At 70.3% G+C, this 17,257-nt stretch carries 17 protein-coding genes; 6 read left to right on the forward strand and 11 right to left on the reverse strand.

What is annotated here, in order from left to right; all coding sequences use genetic code 11:
* Positions 1 to 28 precede the first annotated feature (28 nt).
* A complete protein-coding gene (locus tag F9C12_RS13705; protein WP_409182354.1) occupies positions 29 to 1,303 on the reverse strand; it encodes a CynX/NimT family MFS transporter in 1,275 nt (424 codons plus the stop codon).
* 48 nt (positions 1,304 to 1,351) lie between these two features.
* Here F9C12_RS13705 and F9C12_RS13710 point away from each other — a divergent pair, with 48 nt between their 5' ends.
* Positions 1,352 to 2,026, forward strand: coding sequence for a FadR/GntR family transcriptional regulator (locus F9C12_RS13710; RefSeq protein ID WP_409182355.1), 675 nt, complete (start codon positions 1,352 to 1,354; stop codon positions 2,024 to 2,026).
* A gap of 71 nt (positions 2,027 to 2,097) precedes the next feature.
* On the opposite strand, the gene map is transcribed toward F9C12_RS13710, so the two are convergent.
* The 3 genes from map to F9C12_RS13725 form a co-directional block, all read right to left on the reverse strand.
* Positions 2,098 to 2,955 (reverse strand): type I methionyl aminopeptidase, encoded by an 858-nt coding sequence (gene map / locus F9C12_RS13715; protein WP_009074619.1) that lies wholly within the window; start codon positions 2,953 to 2,955, stop codon positions 2,098 to 2,100.
* 41 nt (positions 2,956 to 2,996) lie between these two features.
* On the reverse strand, positions 2,997 to 3,851 hold the full coding sequence (locus F9C12_RS13720) for a GNAT family N-acetyltransferase (RefSeq protein ID WP_409466119.1): 855 nt from the start codon (positions 3,849 to 3,851) through the stop codon (positions 2,997 to 2,999).
* Between the two features lie 254 nt (positions 3,852 to 4,105).
* The gene (locus F9C12_RS13725) at positions 4,106 to 5,431 is read right to left on the reverse strand and encodes a glycoside hydrolase family 27 protein (protein ID WP_409466120.1); all 1,326 of its coding nucleotides are present in this window, start codon (positions 5,429 to 5,431) and stop codon (positions 4,106 to 4,108) included.
* A gap of 235 nt (positions 5,432 to 5,666) precedes the next feature.
* On the opposite strand from F9C12_RS13725, the gene F9C12_RS13730 reads away from it, so the two are divergent.
* A complete protein-coding gene (locus F9C12_RS13730) occupies positions 5,667 to 8,276 on the forward strand; it encodes a fibronectin type III domain-containing protein (protein ID WP_409466121.1) in 2,610 nt (869 codons plus the stop codon).
* Between the two features lie 46 nt (positions 8,277 to 8,322).
* Here the strand turns inward: F9C12_RS13730 and F9C12_RS13735 are convergent, their stop codons facing one another.
* Complete coding sequence (locus F9C12_RS13735) at positions 8,323 to 9,258, reverse strand: GlxA family transcriptional regulator (RefSeq protein WP_409182360.1); 936 nt, start codon at positions 9,256 to 9,258, stop codon at positions 8,323 to 8,325.
* A gap of 71 nt (positions 9,259 to 9,329) precedes the next feature.
* Between F9C12_RS13735 and F9C12_RS13740 the strand changes: the two genes are divergently transcribed.
* Entirely contained in the window at positions 9,330 to 9,665 is a 336-nt protein-coding gene (locus F9C12_RS13740) for a cupin domain-containing protein (protein ID WP_409466122.1), read from the forward strand.
* Here the strand turns inward: F9C12_RS13740 and F9C12_RS13745 are convergent.
* Both F9C12_RS13745 and F9C12_RS13750 read right to left on the reverse strand, forming a co-directional pair.
* On the reverse strand, positions 9,650 to 10,054 hold the full coding sequence (locus F9C12_RS13745; protein ID WP_409466123.1) for a VOC family protein: 405 nt from the start codon (positions 10,052 to 10,054) through the stop codon (positions 9,650 to 9,652). The two genes, F9C12_RS13740 and F9C12_RS13745, sit on opposite strands and share 16 nt — an antisense overlap.
* Before the next feature lie 203 nt (positions 10,055 to 10,257).
* Positions 10,258 to 11,073 (reverse strand): helix-turn-helix domain-containing protein, encoded by an 816-nt coding sequence (locus F9C12_RS13750; protein ID WP_409466124.1) that lies wholly within the window; start codon positions 11,071 to 11,073, stop codon positions 10,258 to 10,260.
* Positions 11,074 to 11,148: 75 nt separating this feature from the next.
* On the opposite strand from F9C12_RS13750, the gene F9C12_RS13755 reads away from it, so the two are divergent.
* Entirely contained in the window at positions 11,149 to 11,403 is a 255-nt protein-coding gene (locus tag F9C12_RS13755) for a hypothetical protein (RefSeq protein WP_009074603.1), read from the forward strand.
* 265 nt (positions 11,404 to 11,668) lie between these two features.
* On the opposite strand, the gene ispG is transcribed toward F9C12_RS13755, so the two are convergent.
* The 3 genes from ispG to dxr all read right to left on the reverse strand — a co-directional run bounded on the left by ispG (position 11,669) and on the right by dxr (position 15,510).
* A complete protein-coding gene (gene ispG / locus F9C12_RS13760) occupies positions 11,669 to 12,820 on the reverse strand; it encodes a flavodoxin-dependent (E)-4-hydroxy-3-methylbut-2-enyl-diphosphate synthase (RefSeq protein ID WP_409182364.1) in 1,152 nt (383 codons plus the stop codon).
* Between the two features lie 118 nt (positions 12,821 to 12,938).
* Positions 12,939 to 14,141, reverse strand: a complete 1,203-nt coding sequence (locus F9C12_RS13765; protein ID WP_409466125.1) for a M50 family metallopeptidase — start codon at positions 14,139 to 14,141, stop codon at positions 12,939 to 12,941.
* A gap of 172 nt (positions 14,142 to 14,313) precedes the next feature.
* A complete protein-coding gene (gene dxr, locus F9C12_RS13770; RefSeq protein ID WP_409466126.1) occupies positions 14,314 to 15,510 on the reverse strand; it encodes a 1-deoxy-D-xylulose-5-phosphate reductoisomerase in 1,197 nt (398 codons plus the stop codon).
* 93 nt (positions 15,511 to 15,603) lie between these two features.
* Between dxr and F9C12_RS13775 the strand changes: the two genes are divergently transcribed.
* Both F9C12_RS13775 and F9C12_RS13780 read left to right on the forward strand, forming a co-directional pair.
* Entirely contained in the window at positions 15,604 to 15,858 is a 255-nt protein-coding gene (locus F9C12_RS13775; RefSeq protein WP_237598549.1) for a DUF2631 domain-containing protein, read from the forward strand.
* Positions 15,859 to 15,899: 41 nt separating this feature from the next.
* Entirely contained in the window at positions 15,900 to 16,571 is a 672-nt protein-coding gene (locus F9C12_RS13780) for a peptidylprolyl isomerase (RefSeq protein WP_409182367.1), read from the forward strand.
* An 86-nt stretch (positions 16,572 to 16,657) separates the two neighbouring features.
* Here the strand turns inward: F9C12_RS13780 and F9C12_RS13785 are convergent, their stop codons facing one another.
* Positions 16,658 to 17,251 carry a TetR/AcrR family transcriptional regulator gene (locus F9C12_RS13785; protein ID WP_409182368.1) on the reverse strand — a complete coding sequence of 198 codons (594 nt, stop codon included), beginning with the start codon at positions 17,249 to 17,251 and terminating at the stop codon, positions 16,658 to 16,660.
* Between the last annotated feature and the right edge of the window lie 6 nt (positions 17,252 to 17,257).

The raw sequence follows: 17,257 nt of genomic DNA on the forward strand, positions 1-17,257 counted from the left end.
AATCGGCTTGAACACTCACGAAACCTCGTCAGACGAAGCGCCGCCGCCCCGACAGTGCGCCGAAGACCATCTGCGTCACCATCACCACCAGCAGCACGATCAGCGACACCGTCCAGCTGCCCGTCGCGTCGTGCAGCAGGCCGAAGACGAACGGGCCCACCGCCGCCAGCAGGTAGCCGAAGCCCTGCGCCATTCCCGACAGCCGCGCCGTTTCGGCTCCGGTGCGGGCTCGCAGCGCGATCACCGTCAGGGCCAGCGAGAACACGCTCATCCCGATGCCGAGCAGGAGGCTCCACAGCAGCGGCGAGAACCCGGGCGCGATGACCAAACCAAGCATGCCGGCCGCGCCGAAGACGCCCATTCCGACGATCCACGGGCTCTGGCTCTTCTGCCGCGCCGCGATCGGCGGGATCACCAGGCTGATCGGCACCGCGATCACCGAGATCAGGCCGAGCAGCAGGCCGGCGTCGGCCTTGCTCACGCCCGCGTCGATGAACACCTGCGGCAGCCAGCCCATCACGACGTAGGCGATGAACGACTGCAAGCCGAAGAAGATCGTGACGATCCACGCCAGCGGGCTGCGCATCAGCGACCGGGCGGGAGCCGAACCCGCGGCCGGACGCGGCGGACGGCCGGTGCCGCGCGCCGCGAGCAGCCACGCGACCAGCGCGATCGCCGACAGCACGCCCCAGCTGCCGAGCGCGGCCCGCCAGCCGCCGAGGGCCGATTCCAGCGGCGGGCTCAGCGCGGAACCCGCCGCGCCGCCGCCCTGCAGCGCCGCGGTGTAGACGCCGGTCATGAGCCCGACGCGGGCCGGGAACGAATCCTTGATGACCACCGGGATCAGCACGTTGACCAGCGCGATCCCGGCGGTGGCGACGAGCGTGCCGCCGAGCACGACGTACGGTCCGTCGAGCACCCGCACCACCAGGCCCGCGGTCAGCACGGTCAGCGCCAGGCCGATCGCCGGTCCGATGCCCAGACGGCGCGACAGCACGGGCGCGGCCAGGCCGGCCCCGGCGAAGCACAGGCCGGGCAGGGTCGTGAGGATGCTCGCCCACACCGCGGACGCGCCGAGGGTGCCGCGCATTTCCGCGAGCAGCGGGCCGACGCTCGTGATCGCCGGCCGCAGGTTCATCGCCGTCAGCACCACCGCGATCGCCAGCAGCACGCCGCCTGCCACCACGCCCGGCCGGCGACCGGCGGGCACCTCCTCCTCGAGGCTGCCTTCCAGCTCGAGCTCGAGCCGGTCGGAATAGGTGGCGGTGGACACGGCTGCGGAATCGGGGGAATCGGCGGGCATGTGCGCTACTATTCCATACATAGGATGATTGGATGAAGGGATCAGGCTGTGCCGTTGGCCACCACCCGCCGCGCCGGACTCGTCGACCAAGTCATCGAGCAGCTGCGCGAGGCGGTCACCGCCGGAGAATGGCCGATCGGGCACCGGATCCCGACCGAGCCGGAGCTGTCCGCGCAGCTGGGCGTCGGGCGCAACACGGTCCGCGAGGCCGTGCGCGCGCTGGCGCACACCGGGATCTTGGAAGTCCGCCAGGGCGACGGCACGTACGTGCGCGCGACGAGCGAAGTGTCCGGCGCGATCCGCCGCCTGTGCGGGACGGAACTGCGCGAGGTGCTGCACGTCCGGCGGCTGCTGGAGGTCGAGGGCGCCCGGCTGGCGGCGACCGCGCGCACCGACGAGGACTTGGCCGAGCTGCGGGTCCTCCTCAACCGGCGCGACACCGACTGGGACGAAGGCCGCCTCGACGATTTCGCCCGCAGCGACGCGGAGTTCCACCAGGTCGTGGTCCGCTGCGGGCACAACGGGCTGCTGCTGGAGCTGTACCGCGGACTGATGGAAGCCATCACCGCGAGCGTGGCGTCCACTTCGGACAATCCGGAGCACGCGGAGGAGATCCGGCACCGGGAGCTGGTGAACGCGATCGAAGCCCGCGACGCCGACCGGGCGGCCGCCGAAGCGGCCGGGTTCCTGGACGAGCTGATCGCGCGGGCCGAGGAGTTGTGAGCGGGAGATCCGGTTCGGGCCTCGTGAGTGCTTATCCCGGTTAGAACCGGGATCAACACTCACGACACCCCCTACGGCAGCGTCAGGATCTCCGCGCCGTCAGCCGTCACCACGAGGGTGTGCTCGAACTGGGCGGTCCACTTCTTGTCCTTCGTGGTGACCGTCCAGTCGTCGTCCCACAGGTCGTAGTCGATGGTGCCGAGCGTGATCATCGGCTCGATCGTGAAGGTCATGCCCTCCTCGATCAGCGTCTGCACCGAGGGCTCCTCGTAGTGCAGCACCGTCGGCGCGGTGTGGAAGGCCGGGCCGACGCCGTGGCCGGTGAAGTCGCGGACCACGCCGTAGCCGAAGCGCTTCGCGTACGCCTCGATCACCCGGCCGATCACGTTGAGCTGACGGCCGGGGCGGACCGCCTTGATCGCGCGTGCGGTCGCCTCGCGGGTGCGCTCGACCAGCAGGCGCACCTCCTCGGAGACGTCGCCGGCGAGGAAGGTCGCGTTGGTGTCGCCGTGCACGCCGCCGATGTAGGCGGTCACGTCGATGTTGCAGATGTCGCCGTCCTCGATCACGGTCGAGTCCGGGATGCCGTGGCAGATCACCTCGTTCAGCGAGGTGCAGCACGACTTCGGGTAGCCGCGGTAGCCGAGCGTGGACGGGTACGCGTGGTGGTCGAGCAGGAACTCGTGCACGACCTTGTCGATGTCGTCGGTCGTCGCGCCCGGCTTGACCGCCTTGCCGCCTTCTTCGAGCGCCTGCGCGGCGATCTTCGACGCGACCCGCATCGCCTCGATGACCTCGGGCGTGCGCACTCCGTTGCCGGTGTCCCGTTTCGGCGCCGGCCGGTCCACGTACTCGGGGCGGGCGATGTCGGCGGGGACGGCACGGCGCGGCGTCTGGACACCGGGCTTCAACGGGGCGCGAACGGACATGTCCCCAGCCTACGACCTCGTCCGGCCGCGGCGCAGCCAGCTCAGAACAGCACCGTCGCGTACTGGCCGACCTGCTGGAACCCGATCCGCCGGTACGCCGCGAGCGCGGGCGCGTTGAACCCGTTCACGTACAGGCTCGCGGTCCGGCCGAGGCCGTGGACCAGGCGATTCACCACCGCCGCCGTGCCCGCGGTGCCGAGCCCGCTGCCGCGCCGGTCCGGGTGCACCCACACGCCCTGGATCTGGCCGACCCGCGCGGACATCGCGCCGATCTCGGCCTTGAACACGACCTCGCCGTCCTCGAACCGGGCGAACGCGCGGCCGGTGGAGATCAGCTCGCTGACCCGGGCGCGGTAGCTGGCCCCGCCGTCGCCGGCGCGCGGGTCGACGCCGACCTCCTCGATGAACATCGCCACGGCCGCGGGCAGGTAGCGGTCCAGTTCGTGCGGGCGGACGGTCCGGACCTGCGGATCGGCGGGCACGAGCGGGTCGCCTTCCAGCGCCATCAGCGGCTGGTCGCCGCGCACTTCGCGGGCCGGTCCCCATTCCGCCGACAGCTCGTCCCAGAGCCCGAGCACCTGCGGCGCCGGACCGACGAGCGAGGAGCAGGTGCGCTGGCGACGCAGAGCCCGGTCGGCGAACGACCGCAGCGCCGAAGCGTTGCCGCGCAACGGGATCAGGTTGGGCCCGGCGAAGCACAGCCCGGTGAGCCGTCCGGCGCGCACCGGACGGGAATCGGCCGCCCACAGCTCGCCACCGAGCCGCCACGGGTCGAGACCGGCCGCCTCGACCCGGGCGCTGACCATGCAGCTGCCCACCGGGTCGGCGGCGAGTGCAGCGCGCACCGCCGGATAGTCCCGATCGTCGAGCAGCCGTGCACCTGCAAGCCGCAACACGGGGTCCAGAGTGCCAGATGAACCGGGTGAACGGAACGCGAGCCGGCCGACACGCTGAGATGAACAGCCCTCGCACCCGAACGGCGGCGCCCCGGCGAGCCTCGCCACCGACCGTGCCCGGACCGGGTGCGCGCACGCCGAAGCGCTCCGGAGGCACCCCGCCCGGGTGCCTCCGGAGCTTCTTCCCCAGCGGTCCGTGAAGGGAACCCTGGGGGAATCAGAGTCCGTGAATGGCTCCCTCACGGACGTTGGGCTCAGTGGTGCCGCGGAACCAAATGCAGCAGCCGCGAAGCGTGCGGTGCCAGCGTCGCGGTGAAGCTGTCCCGGCTCACGCCCAGGTTCCGATGCGTCCACAGATCCCGCACTGCCGCCGGGCCGTGCAGTCCCAGGTCCGCCCAGGACGCGGTCACCGGGGCTTCCGTCGAACCCAGGTTGAACAGCGCGACCGTCACGCCGCCGTGGCCGTCGGGGCTGAACCACACCTGCTGCTGGGTCGCCTGCGAGACCGGACGCGCCGGCCGTCCTGCCTGGTCGACAGCCAGCACCTCGCGGTTGGTGAGCAGTTTCAGGTCGTCCGGGTCGAGTTTGGTCAGGTCGGTGCCGAGCAGCAGCGGCGAGGCTTCGATCGCCCACAGCGTCATGACGCTCTGCCGTTCGTCCGGGGTGATGCCGTTCGCTTCGCCGTTGCCGACCTCGATCGAGTCCAGGTCGTTCCAGTGGCCCGGACCCGCGAATTGCGTCCACTTGGGAGCGTCGGCGAAGCGCAGTTTGACGCGGACATCCCAGTTCGTCAGGCCGACGCAGTGCGAGTAGCACTCGATGTCGCCCTCGATCCGCCAGCCGTTGCTGTAGCGCTGCCAGGTCGCGGCCTCGGCGATGCTGAGCGAATTGGACAGTTCCAAGTGGATCGGGCGGCCGGTGGCCTGGATCGCCGCGTGCCATTGCCGGATGTCCTCGCGGTTGTCCGCGGGGATCTTTCCGCCGCCGGGGCCGACGAAGTCCATTTTGATGTAGTCGACGCCCCACGAGGCCAGCTGCCGCGCCTGCGAGCGGACGTACGCGGCCGCGCCGGGCTTGCCGAAGTCGAGTTTCGCGGATTTGTCGTCCGCGGTGTTGCCCGCGCCGGGCATGACGATGTCGTGCACGCGGTACGGCGTGCCCTCGATCGGCGAATCGGCCGCGACCGCTTGCGCCGGAACGCCGGGCACCAGGTAGATGCCGAATTTCAGGCCGCGCTGGTGCAGGTACCTGGCCAGCGAGGCGACGCCGTTCGGGAACTTCTTCGGGTCCGCCGCGACCCGGCCGAACTCGTCGACGTGGTCGTTCCAGCCCGCGTCGATGTTGAGGTACCGGTAGCCGTACTTGGCGAGCTGGTCGTGCATGACGTCGGCCTGCGCCTTGATCGTCTCTTCGGTGAACTTCCGGCGCAGCGCGCTCCAGCTGCTCCAGCCCATCGGCGGCGTTCTCGCCACCGGCGTCCAGGACTCGACCGACTGGCTGTCCGCCGCGGCCGTTCCGGCCAGCGATCCGAAGAGCACCGCTGCCGCCGCGGCCAGCACACCGATCCGACTTCGCTTCATCGCGACCACCTCTCCCGGGGATCGCTTCGTTGTACGCGCGCCGAACCGGGGTCAGCAATGATTCATCAGATCAATGCCCGTTAACCGGGACGGAACCCGCCGACCGGACCACCCCTGTTCACCACCGTGAATGCCGGGAATATTCGCTCGCGACCTCTCGACACGGTCGACAATAGATCCTATCTTTCTTGCGGCGCAGGCTCGCGTCGTTCACTGGCGAACACGGAGGTCCCGGATGAAGCTCAGACCAGCGCGCTCCCTCGGGTTGGCCGCGGCGGTGGTGGCGGCGACCGCGCTGCTGCCCGCCGGCGCGGCCGCGGCGTGGCCGGGCAGCCAGGACGTGTACGTCTCGCCGTGGGGCAACGACTCCGGGTCCGGGGCCGCCTGGTCGCCGGTGCGCACGCTCCCCCGCGCCCAGCAGCTGGTCCGGCAACGCGCCGCGCACCTGCATTCCGACCTGACCGTGCACGTCGCCTCCGGCACCTACCGGCTCGACAAACCGCTGCAACTCGACGCGGCCGATTCCGGCACGAACGGCCACCGGGTCGTCTGGCAGGGCTCGCCGGGCACCGTGGTCAGCGGCGGCAAGCAGGTCACCGGCTGGCGTCCGGTCGCCGGGCGGCCGGGGCTTTACTCCGCGCCCGCGCCCGCCGGGCTGGACAACACCCGCCAGCTGTACGTCGACGGTGTCCGCGCGCAGCGGGCGTCCGGCCGGCTCCCGGTCAGCGTGAAGGCGACCGACACCGGATACACCGCCTCCGCGGACACCATGGCGCACTGGCGGAACCCGAGCGACCTCGAGCTGGTCTACACCAGCGGCGAGGAGCTGTGGAACGTCGAGCGCAACGGCCTCGGCCAGTGGACCGAGCCGCGCTGCCCGATCGCCTCGGCGCAGGGCACGACGATCACCATGGCGCAGCCGTGCTGGGACAACTCGACCCGGCGCGTGATGTTCGCCGACATCCCCGGCCGTTCGGTCAACATGGTCGGCCCCGGCGATCTCACCAACGGACGCCAGCCGTCCTATGTGGAGAATGCGTTCGAGCTGCTGGACACCCCCGGCGAGTGGTACCTCGACCGCTCCGCGCACACCGTGTACTACCTGCCGCGCAAGGGCGAGAACCCGCACTGGGCCGACGTCGAGATGCCCGCGCTGGAGAAGCTGGTGGACGGCCGCGGCACCGCCGAAGCGCCGATCCACGACATCTCGTTCCGCGGCATCCAGTTCTCCTACGCGACCTGGCTGGAACCGTCGTCGCCGGAAGGCTTCTCCGAAATCCAGGCCGGCTACCGGATCACCGGCGAACGCGGCTGGGCCACGCAGGGGCTGTGCCAGTTCACGCCCGGCGGCACCTGCCCGTACGCGGACTGGACGAAGGAACCCGGCAACGTCTCGATGTCGCACGGGCACCGGATCGAGTTCACCGACACCGTCTTCGCACACCTCGGCGCGGCCGGGCTCGACCTCGGCGAAGGCGCGCAGGACAGCACCGTGTCCGACAGCGTGTTCACCGACATCTCCGGCAACGGCGTCGAAATCGGCGGGGTCAGCAAGCCGAACGCGGCGGGCGCGGACCTGACCGCGCGGGTCAAGGTGACCAACACCCACCTGTACGGCATGCCGCGCGAATTCACCGGCGGGGTCCCGATCGTCAACGGGTATTCGCAGGACAATGTCGTGTCGCACAACCAGATCGACCACGTGGCGTACTCCGGCATTTCGATGGGCTGGGGCGGCTGGCCGGACAAGATCAAGCAGCCCGCGACGCCGAACGTTTCGCGCAACAACGTGGTGTCGAACAACCTGATCCACGACTACATGCTTTCGCTGGACGACGGCGGCGGCATCTACACCCAGGGCATCACCGGCCCGTCGCAGGCCGAGGGCGAGAAGGTGACCGGGAACGTCATCTACGACCAGTGGGGACTCGGGAAATCGGTCTACACCGACAACGGATGCACCTACGAAACCGTTTCCGGCAACGTGCTTTACCACGCGGCGTACGCCAACGTCGCCTCCACGCACGTCGACTACCGCGATTCGCTCGGCAACAACGACCCGACCGTCATCTCCGGCAACTACTGGGAGCAGGGCGATCCGGACGGCAACAAGAAGGGCGTCATCACGTCCGGCAACCACCTGCTGAACAACCCGGCCGCCGCGCCTAAGTCCATTGTGGACAACGCGGGGATCGAACCGGGCCACCGTTCGGTGCTGAACCGCCGGATCGACGGCGCGTCCGCTCCGCAGGCCCCGACGCGGATCGGCACCTTCTCGGTGTCCGGGCAGCTGTACGCGACCTGGAACCCGACGGTCGCGGAAAACGGCGCCCCGGTGCAGGACTACGTGCTGACCGCTTCGGACGGCAAGCACAGCGTGACGACTTCGGTGTCTGCCAAGGACTTCGCGCGCACCGGGTACACGGTGATCCCGAAGCTGACCGACGGCCAGACGTACACGGTCACGGTCGCCGCACGGAACCGGTACGGGATCGGCCTGCCGTCGCTGCCGTCGGCACCGGTCACCGTCGCGCAGCCGGGCACGCAGCTCGCGGCCGTCCCGACCGGGGCGAAGGCGCTGCCGAGCACCGACGCGGCGAGCATCCGCTGGACGCCGCCGAAGGAAACCGGGTCCACCCCGGTGATCGGCTACCGGATCACCGTGTCCGACGGCCGCACCATCGAGATCACCGGACGCGACACGATCGTCAGCCAGCCCACGCAGAAGGGCCTGACCCGCGTGGTGGACGGGTTGAAGCCCGGCACCGCGTACACGTTCACCATCGCCGCCGTCACCGGAACCGGCGTCGGCCCCGCGGTGTCGGTGCAAACCACCACCGCGTAACCCGGCCGATCGGCGCGTACCGGACCTCCCTGCCGGTGCGCGCCGATCACCGCAAGCGGAACGCCCGCCGATACGCCCCCGGAGTCGTCCCCACCCGCGCGCGGAACCGGCGGCGCAAATTCACCGCCGACACCAGGCCGACCCGCGTCGCGATCGCGTCCACCGGCAGATCGGTCTCCTCCAGCAACCGCCGCGCCTCGGCCACCCTTCTCGACAGCAGCCACGCGCCCGGACTCGTCCCCAGCTGATCCGCGAACCGGCGGGCCAACGTCCGCGGGGAGACCCGCAGGTAGGCAGCCAAATCCTCGACCGACAACGGCGTGTCCAGCCGCTCCCCCGCCCAGTCGAGCAGGCCGTCCAGCGCGTCCGCGGACGCTTGCGGCGGCGCGTACTGCACCTGCCCGCCCTCGCGGTGCGTCGGCATCACCATGTGCCGCGAGACGAGGGCCGCGTGCGCCGCTCCGTGATCCTGGCGGACCAGGTGCAGGCACAGGTCGATGCCCGCACCCGCGCCCGCGCTCGTGGCGACGTCGCCGTGGTCCACGTAGAGCACGTCCGGTTCCACGCGCACTGCCGGGAAATCGCGTCGCAGCTGCTCGGCTCGCGCCCAGTGCGTGGTCGCCGATCGTCCGTCCAGCAGCCCGGTCTGAGCCAGCGCGAAAACGCCCGAGCAGATCGTCACCAGCCGGGCGCCGCGTTTGTGCGCGTTCAGCAAAGCCCGGCGCACCTTCGGAGACAGCGGCGTCTCGACCGGCAGCCAGCCGGGGATCAGCACGGTGTCGGCCGTGGCGAGCCTGGAGAGCCCGTGGGAGACGTGCATCGAATACCCGGCCGAGGTCGGCACCGGGCCGGGATTCTCGGTGCACACGTCGAATTCGTAGTACTGCGGCACGCCGTCCCGCGGCGTGCCGAACACTTCGGCGCCGCAGCCGAGTTCGAACGTCGACTGCACCGGCCGGACCAGAGCGACCACGCGATGCATGGCAAGAAAGTACCCTATGACGTCTTTCCTGACACTGTCCCGCGCGCGCACGGGGAGCCAAGCTGGGACCCATGCATTCCGAAATCCTTGCTCAGCCGGGCTACACGTCGGTCCCGGTCGACGAAGCCCCGGTGAAGGACCTGTTCCCCGGCATCCGCCTCCGCCCGCTGTGGAAGGGCGAAAACGGCGCGCACGCCAACGTGGTCGAGTTCGATCCCGGCAGCACGTGGCCGGAGCGCGACGTGCACGAGCCGGGTCCCGAAGAAGTCTTCGTCGTGTCCGGCACCTTCAACGACGGTGCCCGCGACTACCCGGCGGGCACGTTCATCCACGCCCCGGCCGGGTCGTGGCATGTCCCCGCGACGGAGACCGGCTGCACGCTGTTCGTCTTCTACCCCGAAGGCTGAGCGCCCCGGTAAGTCCCGATCGTCCAAGCATTCCCTTCGGGATCGCGGACGGTGAACGTGTGCGAGCCGTAGCCGGTGTCGTGCAGCTCCAGGCTGATCTCGGCACCGGCTTCGCGCACGCGCGCGTAAATCTCGTCGACCCGGTCCGAGACCACGTACACCGCGCTGGCACCGGGTTTCATGTCGTCGTGCACGCCGTCCGCGGGACCGCCGCAGCTGCCCAGCATCACGGCACCTCCTTCCGGCCAACGAAGTTCGGCGTGCGCGACGCCGTTTTCTCCCGGGACCACGAGGGTTTCTTCGAAGCCGAGAACGTCGGTGAGGAAACGGATCGCGCCGCGGGCATCGCGGTAGCGGAAGGCTGGCCAGACTGTCGGTGGTGGAGTCATGCCATTGATTCTGTGGTGGCGGGCTTCGTGTCGTCTTGGAGAAACGGGAGCTCTGCGGGGAGAACGCCAGCCGTCAGCCGGGCGCTGCGCAGATCGGCGATGCCTGAGGATTGCTGGCTCGGCTCGTCCAGCACCTCGTTCTCGCCGGAGGCACTCCTGCCCTGAGCTGCGGCGTCCCTTCGGCGTTCGCTCAGCAGTGGCGCTCAAGCGGGATCGCCGTCGGCGGGCTGGTAACCCAGCGCTGGGAGCTCCTCGGCCATCCACGTCCGCGGCGAGCACCCGGCCAGCGCGCGCCACTCGTTCGAGAAGTGCGCCTGGTCGTAATACCCGGCGGCGTAAGCGATCCCAGCCAGATCGCGGTGCCCGGTCCGCAGCAGCCGGACCGCGCGTTCGAAGCGCAGCACGCGCGCCGCCTGTTTCGGGGGCAGGCCCAGTTCGGCGCGGAACCGCTCTCCCAGGTGCCGTCGGCTCCAGCCGACCTCGCGCGCCAGTTCGCCGACCCGCACCTGTCCGCCGCTGCGGCGCAGTTCGTGCCACGCCCGGTCCAGTTCCGGCGGCTGCTCGGCGGGCTCGACCGCCCGCGCGGCCAGTACCTCGTCGAGAATCGCGAACCGGGTGCGCCAATCGCCTGCCTCGGCGAGCCGGTCCGGAAGCCGGGCGAGGTCGCCGCCGAAGTCGGCGAGGTCGGTCACCCGGCCGGTCAGCTCGGCGGCCGTGACGCCCAGCAGCGTCCGCGCGCCGAGCGGATCCAGCTCCAGCTGCACCCCGCGCTGCACGCGATCCTGCGTGATCAGCGCGGGTTCGGTGTGCAGGCCGCCGACCACGCTCCGCAGCGCTCCGGCCCCGGCCAGCCCGGCGTACCGGATCGGCTCCTCGAGGCTGATCACGAGCGTGAGATGCCGCGACGGCAACCCGCGGTGCACCTCGAGGGTGACGTTCTCCTGCGCGTAGCCGACATACCGCGTGACCAGGCCCCGCAGCACCGGATGCGGCGGACGGACGGCCCAGCTGTGACTCACGCGACCAGGCTAGCCCGGAATCGGGCGGATTCTGCTACCACGGGAGAGCGGTCCCCACGACGAGGAGAAGCCCCGATGACGATCCAGGAACAGGCGCAGCAGCTCGAACTGCTGGCCGACCAGGTGCCGACCGGAATCGCGCTCGCCACGAAGGGCGAGCTGGAAGACCTGCAGGCCCAGGTCCTCGGTCTGCTCGGCGAAACCGGCACCGCGACCGCGATCCAGGGTTCGGTGCAGATCGCGATCCGGCAGATCGACGAGGTCGCGGCTTCGCTGGAAAACGTCCGGATCCAGATCCGCGAGGCGGCGCAACACCACCTGCGCGGCTGAGGTGGCCGGGTGAAGAGCCCCGGCCCCCGCGTCCGTGGAGTTGGGCACGCGGCTCTTCCTAAGCGGTACGAAAGCGAGGAGCCTGCGCTGGTCCTGGCGGACACACGAACGCGGCGTCGTCTTCGAGATCGCTTTCAGAACCGAGGCGGCCGACTAGCGTCCGTGAACGGGTCCTCCGCTTCGATCGCCGTCTGGCACACGGCTTCGGCCCAAAAGAAAAGGGCTCCTCGGCCGAAACCGAGAAGCCCTTTCCGCGAAGAAAAACTCAGCCGACGGTGACGCTCGGCGTACCCTCGCCGATCGATTCGCCGGATTCCTCGGCGATGCGCATGGCCTCTTCGATCAGGGTCTCCACGATCGCGTGCTCCGGCACGGTCTTGATGACCTCGCCCTTCACGAAGATCTGGCCCTTGCCGTTGCCGGACGCGACGCCGAGGTCGGCCTCGCGCGCTTCGCCGGGGCCGTTCACCACGCAGCCCATCACCGCGACGCGCAGCGGGATTTCCATCCCCTCCAGCCCGGCGGTGACCTGGTCGGCGAGCGTGTAGACGTCCACCTGCGCACGTCCGCACGACGGGCACGACACGATCTCCAGCTTCCGCGGCCGCAGGTTCAGCGACTGCAGGATCTGCGTGCCGACCTTGACCTCCTCCACCGGCGGCGCGGACAGCGACACCCGGATGGTGTCGCCGATGCCTTGGCGCAGCAGCGCGCCGAACGCGACGGCGGACTTGATCGTGCCCTGGAACGCGGGCCCGGCCTCGGTGACGCCGAGGTGCAGCGGGTAGTCGCACTGTTCGGCGAGGATCTCGTAGGCGCGCACCATCACGACCGGGTCGTTGTGCTTGACCGAGATCTTGATGTCGTGGAAATCGTGCTCGGCGAACAGCGAGGCCTCCCACATCGCCGATTCGGCGAGCGCTTCCGGGGTGGCCTTGCCGTACTTCTCCAGCAGCCGCTTGTCGAGCGACCCGGCGTTGACGCCGATCCGGATCGGCGTGCCGTGGTCCTTCGCGGCCTGCGCGATCTCCTTGACCTGGTCGTCGAACTTGCGGATGTTGCCCGGGTTCACCCGCACCGCGGCACAGCCTGCCTCGATCGCGGCGAACACGTACTTGGGCTGGAAGTGGATGTCGGCGATCACCGGGATCTGCGACTTCTTCGCGATCGCGGGCAGCGCCTCGGCGTCGTCGGCCGACGGGCACGCGACGCGCACGATGTCGCAGCCGGCCGCGGTCAGCTCGGCGATCTGCTGCAGGGTGGCGTTGACGTCGGAGGTCAGCGTCGTGGTCATCGACTGCACCGAGATCGGGTGGTCGCTGCCGACTCCCACCGACCCCACCATCAGCTGGCGGGTCTTGCGACGCTCGGCGAGAACGGGCGGGGGCAGAGCGGGCATACCTAACGCGACGGTCACGCTTCCAGCGTACCCACCCCACCCGGGCGCGGTTCAACGAAGTCAGCCGACGCGGTGAGCAGCGTTACCCCCGGTCGGGCGGCCGGGGGCGCGTGCGTGACCCGGCCGGTGCGCGCGGTTACTGCAGGCGGATCGGGTTGACGATGTCCGCCGTGACGGTGAGCAGCGTGACGCCGCCGCCGATCACCACCAGCACCATCGTGATCGCGGACAGCTTGGTGTAGTCGACCGGGCCGCCCGCGGGCTTGCCGCGCAGGCCGCGCAGCCAGTCGCGCACCCGCTCGTACCAGACGATCGCGATGTGCCCGCCGTCCATCGGCAGCAGCGGCAGCAGGTTGAACACGCCGATGAAGAAGTTCAGGCTGGCCAGCAGCAGCAGGAAGACCTGCCAGAGCCCGGCCTCGACCGCCTCGCCGCCGAGCCGGCTCGCGCCGACGACGCTGACCGGGGTGTCCGGGTCGCGTTCGCCGCCGAAGATCGAGTTGAAGACCGCCGGGATGCGCTTCGGGAAGGCCATCAGCCCGTCCCACGTGCGGGCGAACATGTCGCCGGTGAACGACGCCGCGCCGCCGAACGCGCCGACCGCGCTGTACTGGATGCTCCGCGCGACCCCGACGCCGACCGCGCCCACCGATTCGGTGCCGCCGTTCGCGGCCGGGCGGGTCACCTTGGGCACGTCCACGACGAACGTCTGCTGCGCCCCGCCGCGCTCGACGACCACCGGGACCGGCCCGGAGACCGCCTTGACCTGGGCCACCATCGCGTCCCAGGTCGGCGTCGGCTTGCCGGCCACCGAGACCACGACGTCGCCGGGCAGCAGGCCCGCCTTCTTCGCCGGGGCCGGGTCGCCGGGCTGGCAGACCGGGTTGTTGACCTGCGCGACCGTGGTGCCGCCGCGCACGCAGTCGGAGATGGTGGAGACGATCGGCTTCTGGTCGACGTTCGGCAGGCCCATCGTGGCCGCCATCGCATACAGCACGACGAAGCCGAGCAGGAAGTGCGTAATGGAACCGGCCGACATCACGACGGTCCGCTTCCAGGCCTTGAACCGCCACATCGCGCGCGGGGCCTCTTCGGGCGTGACCTCGTCGAGCGCGGTCATGCCCGCGATGTCGCAGAAGCCGCCGAGCGGGATCGCCTTGAGGCCGTACTCGGTCTCGCCGCGCCGGAAGGAGAACACCGTCGGGCCGAAGCCGACGAAGTACCGGCGGACCCGCATCCCGAACATCCGGGCGGTGACCATGTGGCCCGCTTCGTGCAACGCGACCGAAACACAGATCGCGAGCGCGAAAAGCACCACGCCGATCACATAGGCAAGCACGGGCCCAGCACCTCACCCCTCAGCCGCGACCCGCGAGGCGGTGGCGGCAGGTTTCGTCGTCTTCCACGGCTTCCGGCGGTGAGACCACCCGGGAAGTTTCGGGTTCAAGTATCCGCCGCCAGCGTGAAACCAGTGTTGCATCGTCCGGCGCGGCTTCGCGCACCGGTCGCGCTCATCCCAGCAGCTCGGCGGCCCGCGTGCGAGCCCACTGCTCGGCGGCGAGCACGTCCGCGACGTCGCGGGGTTCGCGCCGCCATTCGCCCGCGTCGGACACCACCTGCGCCACAGTGTCCACAATCGACAGGAACTTGGCCTTGCCCGCCAGGAACGCGGCCACCGATTCCTCGTTCGCCGCGTTGAAAACCGCGGGAAGGCAGCCGCCCGCGGTGCCCGCTTCGCGCGCCAGCTCGACGGCCGGGAACGCCTCGTTGTCGACCGGCTCGAAGGTCCAGCTCGCCGCCGTGTCCCAGGAACACGCGGCTGCCGCGCCGGGCACGCGGTGCGGCCAGTTCAGCGCCAGCGCGATCGGCAGCCGCATGTCCGGCGGGCTCGCCTGGGCGATCGTGGAGCCGTCGGCGAAGGTGACCATCGAGTGCACGATCGACTGCGGGTGCACCGTGACGTCGATCCGGGCCGGTTCTACGCCGAACAGCAGCGACGCCTCGATCAGCTCCAGGCCCTTGTTCACCAGCGTCGCCGAGTTGATGGTGACCAACCGGCCCATCGACCACGTCGGATGCGCCATCGCCTGTTCGACGGTGACCTCGCCGAGGTCCTCGCGCTTCTTCCCGCGGAACGGGCCGCCGGACGCGGTGAGCACGAGCCGCGCGACCTCGTTGCCGTCGCCGGACCGCAGCGCCTGCGCCATCGCCGAATGCTCGGAGTCGACCGGCACCAGCTGTCCCGGCTTCGCCGCGGCGAGCACCAGCGGACCGCCGGCGATGAGGGATTCCTTGTTGGCCAGCGCGAGCGTCGCGCCGGTGGCGAGCGCGCGCAGCGTCGGGTCGAGGCCTTGGGACCCGGGCAGCCCGTTGAGCACGACGTCGACCGGGACCGAATCGATCAGCTCGGCCACCGCGTCGGCACCGGCGAGGATGCGCGGAAGCCGGAACTCGCCCCGGGAGTACCCCCGGCGCTGCGCCTCGGCATACAGCGCGAGCTGCACGTCTTCGACCGCCGTGGGCTTCGTCACGGCGATGGCCGCTACTTCGTGCGCGATCGCCTGCTCGGCGAGCGCCGCCGGATCGGAACCGCCGGCGGCGAGGCCGGCGATCGTGAACAACTGCGGGTTACGTGCGGCGACGTCGAGCGCCTGGGTCCCGATCGACCCGGTGGAACCCAGCACGAGGACGCTTCGCGAAGTAGTCATCAGCAAGCATTATGGCCCGGGTCGTGTCCGTGCGGCGGCCAGCGGTGTGGGATCATGCGAGGGCACAATGTCAGGCGGTGTGAAGGAGTGGTCGTGGCAGGCAAGGCGGTCGAGAAGCGCCCCGAGGTCGACCCGCGCGACGAGCCGTCGGCGGAATGGGGCTGGCACGGCTCGTTCCCGAAGGCCACCCGCATCGCCGGCTGGGTGTCCGCGGCCATCCTGCTTGTGATGATCAAGGGCAACCACGAGAACAACACCGAGAACGTGTGGCTCGTCGGACTCGCCGCGTTCATCGTCCTGCTCCTGCTGCTCGACCTGCGCAAGAGCCGCACCGCCTGGCGCAAGTAAGCCCTGGCGCCCGGACCGCGCTTTCGCTAGTTTCCGGGCCCATGAAGCCACGCTGGGCCGCGCTCGCGGCCGCCGTCATCGCCGGTCTTTCCCTGTGCACCGCGAGCCCGGCCGGAGCTGCCCCCTCGATGAAGCCGCCTGTGGTGCGCTGCACCTTCACCCCGACGCCGGACAACCCGGCGGCGCGTCCCGTGCTGCGCCCGCTGCCGTTCGCGCTCACCCGCGGAACGGTCGACGTCACCTTCCACTACAACTACGGCCCGGTCACCGTGCGGCTCGACCGCGCCGGGGCCGCCCCGTGCGCCGTCGCGAACATGGCCAGCCTGGTGCTGCAGCGTTTCTACGACCGCTCGCAGTGCTGGCGGCTGACGAACTCCGCGCGCCTCGGCGTCCTGCAGTGCGGCGACATCTACGAGGTCGAAAAGGGCGGCCCGGGCTACAAATTCCCGGACGAGGTGACCGGCGCGGAGACCTACGAACGCGGCACCGTCGCGATGGGCAACCAGGGCCCGGGCACGAACGGGTCGGAATTCTTCATCGTGCACTCGTTCGCGCACATCCCGGCGAACTATTCGGTGCTCGGCAAGGTGGTGCGCGGCATGGACGTCCTGGACCGGATCGTGGCGGCCGGGATCATCCCGAGCGAACGCGGTCCGCTCGACGGGCTCCCGGCCAAGCCGGTCAGGATCGAGCGAGCCACCTACGGCTTCTGAGGTCCGGCTCCTCGCCGGGGGCCGTCAAGCATCCGGGTGGGCTGGGTCTCGTGAGCGGCGATCGCGGTTAGAACCGGGATCGCCACTCACGAGGGCCGGGCGTAAGCGCGCAGGAAAACGCCCACGCCGGACCGGATCACCGTTTCCCAGTCCTCCCCCGGCTCGGCCGCCGCGGCGCTGCCCGCGGTGAGCTGGACGAGGTGCACCGCGGCCAGCGACGGGTCTTCCAGTTCCAGGTGCCCTTCCGCGGCGAGCCTGCGCAGATGCCCGGCCAGCGCGAGCCGCACCCGGGTCGGGCCGCGTTCCTTCCAGGCCGCGACCGTCTCCGGGTCGATGTGGTCCAGGTCGGCCTGAATCTGCCGCACCAGCGCCCAGTGCGGTTCGGTTTCCGGGTCGCGTTTCGCCCACTGGAGGCCGAATTCCACGAGGTCGGCCTCCAGGTCGACGATCCGGCCGAGCAGTTTGTCGGCGACCGCGATCTGCCGCTGCGCAACCCGGTCCGAGCTGTCCAGGATCACCGCGCGGAACAGTCCGGCTTTGTCGCCGTAGTGGTTGTAGATCGTCCGCGAGGACACGCCCGCCTCGGCCGCGAGCACGTCGATGCTGGCGCGCGAGTAGCCGTCCCGGGCGAAAACCCGCAGGGCGCCGTCGAGCAGAGCGCGTTGTTTGTCCGTCCGCACTGGCTC

The organism is Amycolatopsis sp. GA6-003, assembly GCF_046267895.1.
In the GTDB taxonomy this organism is placed as follows: domain Bacteria; phylum Actinomycetota; class Actinomycetes; order Mycobacteriales; family Pseudonocardiaceae; genus Amycolatopsis.